The 12147-nt window shown below is 33.4% G+C and carries 10 protein-coding genes and 1 tRNA gene; 9 read left to right on the forward strand and 2 right to left on the reverse strand.

Features of this window, described 5'->3' with window-relative positions; translation table 11 throughout:
* The first annotated feature begins 30 nt into the window (after positions 1-30).
* The 5 genes from HNS38_RS08860 to nadD all read left to right on the forward strand — a co-directional run bounded on the left by HNS38_RS08860 (position 31) and on the right by nadD (position 5651).
* Complete coding sequence (locus HNS38_RS08860; protein WP_172282916.1) at positions 31-3084, forward strand: sensor histidine kinase; 3054 nt, start codon at positions 31-33, stop codon at positions 3082-3084.
* Positions 3085-3123: 39 nt separating this feature from the next.
* Complete coding sequence (locus HNS38_RS08865) at positions 3124-3531, forward strand: LytTR family DNA-binding domain-containing protein (protein ID WP_172346321.1); 408 nt, start codon at positions 3124-3126, stop codon at positions 3529-3531.
* Positions 3532-3614: 83 nt separating this feature from the next.
* The gene (locus HNS38_RS08870; protein ID WP_172346322.1) at positions 3615-4490 is read left to right on the forward strand and encodes a YicC/YloC family endoribonuclease; all 876 of its coding nucleotides are present in this window, start codon (positions 3615-3617) and stop codon (positions 4488-4490) included.
* The gene (gene gmk / locus HNS38_RS08875) at positions 4490-5071 is read left to right on the forward strand and encodes a guanylate kinase (protein ID WP_172346323.1); all 582 of its coding nucleotides are present in this window, start codon (positions 4490-4492) and stop codon (positions 5069-5071) included. The genes HNS38_RS08870 and gmk overlap by 1 nt, the downstream gene beginning before the upstream one ends.
* On the forward strand, positions 5064-5651 hold the full coding sequence (gene nadD, locus HNS38_RS08880; RefSeq protein WP_172346324.1) for a nicotinate (nicotinamide) nucleotide adenylyltransferase: 588 nt from the start codon (positions 5064-5066) through the stop codon (positions 5649-5651). Before gmk ends, nadD begins: the two co-directional genes overlap by 8 nt.
* A gap of 2 nt (positions 5652-5653) precedes the next feature.
* Here nadD and HNS38_RS08885 read toward each other — a convergent pair whose 3' ends face one another.
* Positions 5654-8671: a PAS domain S-box protein gene (locus HNS38_RS08885; RefSeq protein WP_172346325.1), complete on the reverse strand. Its 3018-nt coding sequence runs from the start codon at positions 8669-8671 to the stop codon at positions 5654-5656.
* A gap of 201 nt (positions 8672-8872) precedes the next feature.
* Complete coding sequence (locus HNS38_RS08890) at positions 8873-9793, reverse strand: NAD-dependent epimerase/dehydratase family protein (protein WP_172282903.1); 921 nt, start codon at positions 9791-9793, stop codon at positions 8873-8875.
* A 362-nt stretch (positions 9794-10155) separates the two neighbouring features.
* Between HNS38_RS08890 and HNS38_RS08895 the strand changes: the two genes are divergently transcribed.
* The 4 genes from HNS38_RS08895 (at position 10156) to HNS38_RS08910 (ending at position 12146) form a co-directional block, all read left to right on the forward strand.
* Positions 10156-10243: transfer RNA gene (locus HNS38_RS08895), tRNA-Ser, on the forward strand.
* Between the two features lie 62 nt (positions 10244-10305).
* Entirely contained in the window at positions 10306-11115 is an 810-nt protein-coding gene (locus HNS38_RS08900; protein WP_172282902.1) for a MotA/TolQ/ExbB proton channel family protein, read from the forward strand.
* Positions 11116-11124: 9 nt separating this feature from the next.
* Complete coding sequence (locus tag HNS38_RS08905; RefSeq protein WP_172282901.1) at positions 11125-11559, forward strand: hypothetical protein; 435 nt, start codon at positions 11125-11127, stop codon at positions 11557-11559.
* A gap of 14 nt (positions 11560-11573) precedes the next feature.
* Positions 11574-12146 carry a biopolymer transporter ExbD gene (locus HNS38_RS08910; RefSeq protein WP_172282900.1) on the forward strand — a complete coding sequence of 191 codons (573 nt, stop codon included), beginning with the start codon at positions 11574-11576 and terminating at the stop codon, positions 12144-12146.
* The last annotated feature ends 1 nt before the right edge of the window (position 12147 follow it).

Genomic DNA, 12147 nt, shown 5'->3' on the forward strand with positions numbered 1-12147 from the left:
TTTTAGTAAATTTGATACAAAGACTTCTATATGAAAATTAAACTTTTATTATTTCTATTGGTCCTATTTAGCTCCCAGCTTTTTTCACAAACGCCTGGAATGCAATTTTTCCATACCCACGACGGACTACCTTCAGATGAAGTATACAAGAGTTTAATCGACGACAAAGGGTATTTATGGTTTGCAACTAATAATGGCGTATGTTATTTTGATGGAGAAACTTTCACCACATTAGATATAAATGATGGTTTAACAGAAAATACCATTCTAGAAATTGAAAAAGATCGTTTTGGACGAATTTGGTTTGCTGGTATCTCAGGCTTATTATCTTATTATGAAAATGGCAAAGTCCATCACTTCAAAGGCAATGATATTATAAAGACCTTGAAAAATAGTGTGGAGATCATTGCCTCCGGAACCCTATATCCATTCGACACCAACGAAGTTGTATTTTCTCTAACTAGAGGAAAGATGATTCATATCAAGGGTGATAAATTTGAATTATATAATATAAATCGAGGAGATAGCGTTTGTATCTCAAAACCAGATGACCAACATCTATTTTACAGTCAATATAACAAAAACAAAGACAGTGTTATCACCACTGCTATTATTGATGGACAAAAAATCGAATTAAAATATCGATGCAAAAATACCGCAGACATCCTACCCAATAGAAACCTATATATAGAATTCCCTGATAAAGTAATATATTTCACAGATTCACAAGCATTTACTTTTCATAAAGATGGTCGTATTCTTACATATCCTATTGATTATACTCCTCTTTATGCCATAAAAGGAATTTTGGGAGGAATATGGGTTGGGAGTGTTGATCATGGGTTGATGTTCTACAGGGATGAATCATTGGCAAGCCCTCCCCATCTTTCATTTTTAGAGGATCAGTGTGTTACCTCTTTAAGGTACGACCAGAATACAAGAGGATGGGTTACTACATTATTGGGTGGTGTGCATCATGTACAATCTTTATATATCACTAATTACTCTGCGGGAGGGAACTTTATAGCCAATTACATATCTCAGATATTAAAAGTAAGTGAAGAAAGATTCATAGGGGTTTCAAGAACCAATAAAATATTTATTCTAGATGGTTTAAAATCCAAACTTCAAAAGATTGAAATCCCTGCCCTAGAAAGAGAAATAGTCAATAAAGCCAAGATATACCATGGGAATTTATACTTGAGTTCTAGTGCTGCTTTTTATGAAATTCCAATAAACACACTATTTCAAAATAAAAGTAGAATGGCAGAGGCTAAAAGATATCCCTTCACCAACGGTAAAGATTTTGTCATTCAAGACTCGATTTTATGGTTTGCCACCAGTACTGGGCTTTTATATTGCGAAGATTTTTTCTCTATAGAAAATAAGAAGCTCACAAGGCTAGAAAATACCAAAAACCTAAGAATGAACAAAATATCATCCTACATTCCTCCTGACAAAGAGGAGGGATTTTCCTATTTACTATTTCAAGACATGAACAATTTGAGGAGGTTGCGATATTTGAAAGACAATCCTCAGAAAGCTCAGTTATCAGAACTCCATTTTATAAATCAAGACAAATACACCACCTCTAACACCTTTATCACACCAAAAAATAGTGAGGATGTAATTATTGGAACAAAAGGTAGGGGCCTATTTTGGGTAAAAACAGATACTGTTTTCATTTTTAATGAAAGCTCAGGCCTTCTTAGCAATAATATTCAAGTTTTAAAACAATTAAATGACTCTACTATATATTTAGGTACCAACAAAGGGATCAATATTGTAGAATTCTCTATTTATAAATATCCAGTTATTAAATCGTCAAAAATCATTAAAAAAAATGATGGCCTTATGGGTAGCGATATTCACGATTTAAAGATAGTGAAAAACAATCATCTGTTGGCAGCAACTGATAGAGGTTTATCACTTATCAATCTCCCTATTGTTTTATCTATGGAAGATAAATTCCCAATATACATTGATGAATTCATGGTAAATGGTGAGAATAGATTTCAATCCAGTATAGGTCATTTCGAACTGGAACATTATGAAAACAATATTGAAATAGGATATAATGCTATTGATTTTCATGATAAAAAAAACATCACCTATTATTATAGAATTACTGATGGAGGAAATGAAGAATGGGAAAAAATAAAGCGAGCCAGCGTGGTGATGCCTTATATGCCAGCAGGGAATTATACATTTGAAGTTAAAGGCATTAATTCATATGGATACGAAAGTGACAATATAGATTCCATCAGTTTTTCAATTAAAAAGGTTTTTTACGATACTTGGTTTTTTAAGATTTTGGTTTCATTTTCTATTCTAGCTCTGCTAGGTGCCATATTCTATTTTTACTATTCTAAGAGGAATGAAAGACTTCAAAATGAGAAAGTACTTGCAGACTTCCATCAACAATCCCTCACCCGTGTCATGAATCCCCATTTCATGTTTAATGCTTTAAACTCTGTTAACTCCTATATTGTAAATAATAGAACCAATGATGCCACTTATTTTGTAAAACAAATCGGCGATCTTATCCGTCAAATTTTCAATAGTGCCTATCATAAAGAAATCACCCTCGAAAAAGAGGTTAAGCTTTTAAACTCCTACCTTAGTTTAGAACAGCGAAGAAGCAATAGTTATTTTAACTTTATAATTAAATTGGAATCTGATTTAGAACAATTCACAATTCCATCCATCATGATTCAAATATTTGCAGAAAACAGCATCATCCATGGTTTCTCCGATTTAAAAATTAGAGGAGCTTTATTATTGATTCAATTTAAGAAAGTAGGAGAACTGGTTGAATGTATTATTTTAGATAATGGAATTGGTCGAAAAAAAGCAATGGAATTTAAAACAGAAAAATCCAATAAAAGAGAACTCCACGGATTAAAAGTAATAGAAGAAAGAATAAAACTTTTGAACATCCATAATTCCAAACAAAAGATTTTATTCGAAGTTATTGATCTTCAAAATCATTTAACAAGAGAAGCCAAAGGGACGAAAGTCATCCTTAAATTTCCATATCAAAGAGGAATAAAACTTATCGGAGAACAAGAAAAGAATTTATAATTAAACCAAATAATTAAACATATTAACTATCTTTATCATATGAAAAAGAAAATCAAAGCCTGGTTAATTGACGACGAATCTGATGCACAAGCCCTAGTTAAAAAAATATTAGTTGAAAACTATAAGGAGATTGAGCTTTTGGGGACTTCAATAAATATTGATGATGCTTTTCTACAGATAAAAAAGTATAAACCAAACTTGGTGTTCTTAGATATTAATCTACCAAGAGGCTCTGGAATCAATCTTTTAGAAAGGTTCCCAATTAGAAAGTTTGAAGTCATTGTCATTAGCGGCTTCCCAGAAAACAAAAATAAACTGGCCCGTTTCCGTGATATCCCATTTTTACAGAAACCCTATTCTATTGAAGACCTAAAGCAACTTACTGATAAAGCTCTTGAAAATCTTAATAAGGACTTACACAAAGTTCACCGCTACGACTCTGTTTAATGCCCAATTCTCAATTTTTCATCAAACCTATTTCACCTTAGGGATTATCGACCATATGATTATCTTTGTGCAAAATTTTGTTCATGATAAAATCGATGACTGGCTTTGGCAAAAACGTGGTGAGCTTGCCAAACAAATCCATAAATATTGAATTCCGCTCTGTTAATAGTAAAAACTTTGACTTCATCAGTCGAATTCCATCTCAATACAGGGAGAAAGAACCTCAAATCAGAAAACTAGTTCAAACTATTTTAGTGAGAGGGAAAATAGAACTCAGTATTAATGAAGTAAGTGGAGAATCTAACTCCTCAGTCCAGATTAACAATAATGCATTGAAGATGCATTTTAAAAGTATGCAAGAAACAGCATTGGAATTAGGAATTACTCCTAACGCAGATATGCTTAGTGCCATCCTCCGAATTCCAGATGTATTGGTTCCACAAATTGAAGATATAGATGAAAAAGAATGGGATCAAATTATGCAAGGTGTGGAAACAGCCTGTTTGGCATTAGATAATTTCCGCCAACAAGAAGGACTATCTTTAAACAAAGATTTTTCTGAACGTATTGAAAACATCAGGCAATATCAGAATGAAATACCAGCTTTGGAAGAAGCTAGAGTAACACATTTAAGAGCAAAATTCGAGAAAGATTTAAGTGATCTAATAGATCGAAGTAACATAGATGAGAATAGATTAGAGCAAGAACTCATATATTATATGGAGAAGCTAGATATTACCGAAGAAAAAGTAAGACTATCTCAACACCTCGATTATTTTAACGAAGTGCTATCTGAAGACCTTTCTCAGGGTAAGAAACTCAATTTCATCAGTCAGGAAATAGGCAGAGAATTAAATACCCTAGGAAGCAAAGCCAATCAAGCTCAAATTCAACACTTAATAGTGAGAATGAAGGATGAATTAGAAAAAATAAAAGAACAACTGCTTAATATTTTATAATGGGTACCTCTGCTTTAAAACGAAAATATATTATATTCTCCGCTCCTTCTGGTTCAGGGAAAACAACTATTGTTCGGGAAATGATGAAAAGAGGATTCCCTCTAGAATTCTCAGTATCAGCTACTAGTAGAACTCCTAGAGGAAATGAAAAAGATGGAGTTGATTATCATTTTCTTAGCTTAGAGGAGTTCAACAAGAAGATTAAGAATAATGAGTTTATTGAATGGGAAGAAGTTTATGCTGGCGTAAAATATGGCACTCCAAAATCTGAATTAGACAGGATCTTTTCGGAGGGCAAACTCCCCATTTTCGACCTAGATGTAGTTGGAGGAATAAACCTTAAAAAACTTCTTGGCAAAAACGCTCTAGCCGTCTTTATTCAAGTATCTAATATTGATGTACTCAAAGATCGATTAATCAATAGAGCTACTGATAGCGAGGAGAGTATTCAAAAAAGGTTAGACAAAGCTGAATATGAAATGAGTTTTGCTTCTCAATTTGATGTGATTATTATCAATAACAAGCTGGAGGATGCCTACGAAGAAACATTTCAGACTTTAACAAACTTCATCAATGGATAAACCAAAACAAAAGATAGGCCTTTACTTTGGTTCTTTCAACCCCATCCATATCGGGCATATGGCTATAGCTAATTATATGCTGGAATTTACAGACCTTGATAAAATTTGGTTTGTGGTATCTCCGCAAAATCCATTAAAGGAGAAAAAAAGTCTATTGGCTGATTATCATAGATTAGAAATGGCTCATCAAGCTTTAGAGGATGAATATGATATGAAAGCCAGCAATATTGAGTTTAATATGCCTCAACCTAGCTATACCATTGATACCTTAACTAGGTTGGACGAGAAATATCCAAACAAAGAGTTTCTTGTGATTATGGGTGGTGATAGTGTTGAAAGTATTCATAAATGGAAAAATTATGAAACGCTTTTAAAAGAATATAAAATATATGTCTATGCACGACCAGGCGCCAAACATGAAAGCCACTTACATGAGCATATAAAAGTTTTTCATGCTCCTCAAATGGAAATTTCAGCTAGTTTTATTAGAAATGCTATAAAAGATGGTAAAAATATCAGATATTTCCTGCCTAGAAAAGTGTGGGAATACATCAAAGAGATGCATTTCTATGAGAAATAATCTTAGCTCTTTTTCATAGATTTTAAAATGCGAAATCGGAAAACAGAGCCCTCTCCGTCTACAGAATCTACCCAAATCTCACCACCCAATAACTTCACCAGACCTTTTGTGATAGACAAGCCCAGACCCGTGCCTCCCAATAACTGATCATTAATAGGACGGCCTTGTGCAAATCGATCGAATATGATTTTCTGGGCCTCCTCCGAAATACCACAACCTGTATCTTCTATACAAACCATTAAATGTTCGGTTTCTTCTTCAAAATCAATACTAACATAACCCCGATCGGTAAATTTTAATGCGTTTGAAATCAAATTATTAAACACCTGAAACACTCTAGTAAAATCAGTTTGAAGATTAATTTCTTCAGTAATATGTTGAATCCTTAATTCCACATTTGGTTTCATTGAATTTTCGAAGCTATTTTCTAATTTTTGCAGAACCTCGCTTAAAGAAAACTCTTGTACAGATATATGCATTTGGCCTGATTCAATTTTTGAAATATCAATGATATCATTTACCAGATGTAATAGGAGTTGACCATTATTACTAATGATATTTAGATATCTAGTGATTTCATGACCTGAAAAAACTTCCTCAGGGTCATTTAATAAATCCGTAAAACCTATTATTCCATTTAATGGAGTTCTAATTTCATGACTCATATTTGCTAAAAATGCAGATTTTAATTGATCACTCTTTTCTGCATTTTTTTTGGCTTCAATGAGTTCCTTTTCAAACTTCTTTTTTTGAGTAATATCATCCATGATACTCAAATAGTGAGTCACTTGTCCATCTCTATCTTTAATGGGGCTAATGGAGGCACTTACCCAATACAGCTTATCATTTTTACTCTTATTTAAAAATTCGCCCTTCCAAACTTGACCATCTTCAATTTGACACCAAAGCTCCTTCTGAAATTCTGCGGAATGGTATCCCGATTCTATAATAGAAATAGGCTTTCCTAAGGCTTCTAATAAACTAAACTCAAACATTTTCACAAACTGAGGATTCAAATATTCTATGATTCCCTTTGTATTGGTAATCACTATGGAATGCCCACTCTGTTCTACAGCTGCTGACAATTTTCGTATATTTTGCTCGGCTTCTATTCTATTCGTAATATTATGAAAGGAGCTCACCTGAACGCTCTGACCTCTAAAACTTGTAATTCGGCTACTCACTAATACAGGTGTTCTAATGCCCCTTTTTGTAAAAATAGCCATTTCTTTAGATTGCTTAGAGGATTCCAGTTCTTTAAAATATTCCTTTCTAGAATCATCATTTTCCATACATATTTGGAAAAAATCTTGATGGAGCAACTCCTTTTTTCCATATCCACACATCTTAACAAAAGATTCATTCACATCTAATATAAGCCCATTATCATGTATTAATATCCCTTCTAATGTCAACTTAGACAGATGCTTGAATCTCTCTTCACTTTCTTTGAGTTTTTGTTCAGCTATCACCTGTTGAGTAATATCTGTTAAAGCGTTTAATATTCTAATCTCACCATCAATTCTCAACTTTCTACTCGACATGCTCAACCAAAGAATTTCTCCATCTAACCCAACTCCTTTAAAATGGAAATTCTTAACCTCTCCATCCTTATTTAAAAGTTCAATGAAATATTTCCTATCCTTTGAATAATAATAAAACTGCTCAGCACTATACCGAGTTTCAGAATCATAAGGAATTCCAAGAGTTTCTTTTAATGTGGCATTAGATTCAAATACCTCACCTTGTTCATTTGATATAGCGATTCCAATGTTGGAGTTCTCGAATAATGTTTTGTAACGAAGCTCACCTTCATCAATTTTTTGCTGCATCAAATGGGCTTCAGTTAAATCAATATGAGTACCAATCATTCTAATGGCATGCCCTTTTTCATTAACAACTTTGAAAACCCTAGATAAAACAGGAACATAATATCCTTTTTTATGTTTGAGCCGAAACTGCTGTTCCAGCCTAATATTCTGAGAAATGGCAAAATGCTCTTGATTATATTTCACAGTGTCAATATCGTTTGGGTGAATTAAATCAAGAAGTGAATCAAGGCTGAATTCTAATTCCCCTGGGTGATACCCTATTATCTCCAAATAACGCGGACTCAAATAAACAGTCTTTGATCCAACTTTCCAATCCCATAAACCATCATTAGTTCCTTTAAGGGCTAAATTGAATCGTTCATTGGTTTGATCCAGTTTAATTCTAGTTTTTTCTATTTCAGTGATATCAGTAATAAAGGCCAAAAAATAAGACAATTCACCATGATCATCAAATTTTGGATGAACTCTAATTTCAATTGGAATTATTCTTCCTGATTTATGAATATATTCCTTCTTATAGGTTTTTGCCTTCTTTTCAAGAATACTTTCTTTTAAAACCTCGTCTTCTTCAGCATACCATTTTGCTGGAGTAAGATCATCCCTCCAATTTATCTTTGTCATTTCCTCTTCAGAATAACCGAGTAAATCGTAAGCAGCTTGATTTAATAATGCTCCTCTACCATCAAGGTATCCAATTCCAATGGGTTGCGAAGAATGCCTGATGATATCAGCAAAAAACTTCTCTCTTTCTAAGCTCTTCTTTAATTCTTTTGTCTCATTTTTTGAATCAGAAATATCTCGTGACACTCCAATTGCTTTAACAGGCTTCCCATCTTTATTCAGAATCAATGAAATTTTAACCTCTAACCAAACATAAGTTCCGTCTTTTTTGGTTTGCCGCATCTCTAATTTATAATTTGGCGAAAACCTATTATTCTTAGAACTATAAAACAGCCTATTAACCTTTTCTAAAGCTAATTTCAAATCTTCGGGATGGCAACTATCCTCTACACTTCCATCCATGACCTCTTTAGGCGTGAATCCACGGATACTGTAAACCGAAGGACTTATATAAGTAAGTTTCATGGTTTGGATATCCAACTTCCAAATAATATCGTCAATATTTTGGGCAATAAGGTCAAGAGTAGTTTCTTCTTTATTCCTAGAAGATTTATTATTTTCTTTCATAAAAGTGACATTGGGAACTAGCGTTCATCAAAGATAGTAAAAAACACAATATAGTGTATAAGTAATTTCCTAAATAAAACTATATAAATGAGCATATAAAGCAGAAATAAATAAGCTAATTACCTTATAATTGGAGAATTCATCTACCAGAGATCGTCTTTATTAAAATCAAAACTAAAAAGCAACAAAACAAATACCAATCTATTTATATTGCATATTATAAATAGTCTTTATTCCTTCGGCATAGGATGTCGCACCAAAGTATTTATTTGTAAATTTCGAACTATCAAATAAATAATCATACTTAAACTGATAAAGCATTTCTTGGGATTCTCTTACTACAGGACTAAACAAAGAAGCCATTTTAATCATCCATGGACTTAAAATAGAATAGTCAGGTCTACTTCCGAAGTATTTTGATGTTAAATCCGACCATTCTTTCATGCTGAGGGCATTCTGGTCTGTTGGCAGGTGCCAAACTTGTCCATAAGCCTCCTCTTTATTTCCTAAAAAAGCCATAGCCTTTGCAGCATCTGGAGTATAAGTAAAGGAATGTTTTTTATTCGCCGTTAACATAAACTGTGGTTTACTTCCTGTTTTCAATTTCTCGAATAACATGGGAGTAATATAGGTATTGGAGGCTTTTGGACCATAAAAATCGGCAGAACGAGCAATTAGTGCTTGAATATTACCCTTCTCCATCTCCTCCATTAACTGTCTGGCAATTATTGCTCGTATTTCCCCTTTTGTACTGCAAGGGTTAAAAGGAGTATCTTCAGTCATGAAGCCATCAACTTTTCCATACATATACACATTATCAAAAAACACCAATTTAGAATGATGTTCTTGACATGCCTTTATGGTATTTGACATGATTTTCGGCCATGATTCGGCCCAAATTTTGGTATTATAGGGAAGACCTGCTGTAAGATAAACTATTTCCGAACCTTTAACAGCAGTTCTAACTTCAGATTCGTTTCTTAAATCAGCAGGAAAAATTTGATCTGTGGCATTTATTTGCCTTGGTTTTCTGCTTACCTGCCTTATTTGATCAGAAAATTCTGATAAACAATAGGAAGCTTCTTGACCTATAATGCCACCTGAACCTAAAATTGTTTGCATAAAATTATATTTGCTATTTAAGAGCAACAAATATACTCAAACCCAAAAGTTTTAATGTTAATTAATTCCCAGAAATATGCTAAAAACCTCTTAAAAACAAAGTCAATTATCCTTCAAATAAAGTCATCTAAAATTGAAAATCCACCAAAATTTAACAAAAAACTTTCGAGCCACTTTTGGATAAACTAAAAACCAGGATTTTCGGCACGGTTTTTTCTTGTTAAATATCAGCCATATAGAGGGTTTTACAAATACATTCTCTCACTAATATTGACCAGATAAAAATAAAGGCATTTTTTATTTTAGAAATAAATTTTTGTAATTTAGCCGCCGCGACAAATAATATAATTATTTGTGCCAACGGAGAGATGACCGAGTGGCTTAAGGTGCACGCTTGGAAAGCGTGTGTACGCCAAAAGTGTACCGAGGGTTCGAATCCCTCTTTCTCCGCTTAGTGAAATAAATGAAGTAAAAATAAATATTGAAGTTCTGTAAATAAATTTTTGTAAATTATGAAAAAACTAATTGCACTATTAACTGTAGCCGGAATGCTTAGCTTCGGTTTGTTCAATGTAGCTTATGCTCAAGAAGAAGGAGCCGCTATTGACACAACAGCTACTGAACAAGTAGTTGAAGAAACTGTTCCTGAAGTACCAGCTACTTTAGAAGAACCTGTAAAAGAAGAAGCAGGATACCATGAAGTATTGAAAGAGCAATTCATTCAAGGAGGTGCCGGATTTATGGGTATCGTTTTATTAGCCTTAATCTTTGGTTTGGCTATTTCTATTGAAAGAATTATCTATTTAAATCTTTCAACTACTAACACTAAGAAATTATTAAACAAAGTTGAAAACGCGCTTCACAATGGTGGAATTGAAGCTTCTCAAGAAGTTTGCAAAAACACTCGTGGACCAGTAGCTTCTATCTTCTGGGAAGGTCTTAATAAATATGACGAAGGAATCGACATGGTTGAAAAATCAATCGTTGCTCTTGGTGGTGTTTTAATGGGACGCTTAGAGAAAAACTTAAGCTGGATTGCATTATTTATCGCTCTAGCTCCTATGCTTGGTTTCATGGGTACTGTAATTGGTATGATTGGTGCTTTTGCCGATATCGCTGCTGCTGGTAACATTTCTGCTACTGTTGTTGCTTCTGGTATTCAAGTAGCTCTTTTAACAACTGTATTTGGTTTGATCGTTGCGATTATTCTTCAAATCTTTTACAATTACTGTGTAGCTAAAATTGATGCTATTGTTAACGATATGGAAGATAGCACTATTGATTTCGTTGATATCTTAACCAAATTTAAATCAGGTAAATAATAATTAAACATGGATAATATACTAAAAAAAGCATTTTTTGGAATCGCTATTATCCTGATTTTAATTGCAACAGCCTATCAAATTGCGGTTTTATATCAGGGAGACGATTCAGTAACAGAAAGCGTTCTTAATGGTTACTTCTTAACAGCTTACATTGCGTTTAGCTTATCAGTAGTCATTGCTTTACTCTTCCCTGTCCTTCAAATCATTTCTAATCCAAAAGGAGCGATTAGAACTCTAATCATCATTGTTGCTGCTGTAGCCCTTTGGTTTGTAGCTAAAAGCTTAGCAACCAACACTTTCACTCCTGATGAATTAGAAGCGAAAAAAATTACAGCTGAAACTTCTGTAATGGTTGGAGCAGGTCTAATTTATACATATGTAGTTTTTGGATTGGCCATATTGTCTATTCTATATGCCAGTATCTCAAACATGTTTAAATAATAAAAAATAGAATCATGGCAAGAAAAACACCCGAATTTAATGCAAGCTCAATGGCAGATATTGCTTTCTTGCTCTTGATCTTCTTTTTGGTAACAACTACTATGGATGTTACAACTGGTATCAATAGAAAGTTACCTCCACCACCAGATCCTACTGTCAAACCACCGGATATTAAAGATAGAAATATCATGAATATCTTAGTGAGTAAATCAGATAGACTTTTGGTAAATGGAAAACCTGGTCAGCTGGAAGATTTAAAAGAGGATGTTATAAAATTTATGACCCCTCACTATCCAGATGATGTAGCTTTTCCTGAGGTTAAAGAGGAAACTATAGATCTAATTGGTACTGTTTATAAAAGTAGAGGTATTATTTCATTGAAAAATGACCGTGGTACTTCATACGATATGTACATTCAAGTTCAAGATAAAATTGCTCAAGCTTTTACCCAACTTAAAGATGAATTATCCGACAAGAAATTTGGCAGAAAATATGCAGATTTAAATGAGGATGAAGCTAAAGCTATTAACGAAGCCGTTCCGGTTCCAGTGTCAGAAGCTGAACCAGAAGATGTGGGAACTAAATAAT

It is taken from the genome of Lentimicrobium sp. L6 (assembly GCF_013166655.1).
In the GTDB taxonomy this organism is placed as follows: domain Bacteria; phylum Bacteroidota; class Bacteroidia; order Bacteroidales; family UBA12170; genus UBA12170.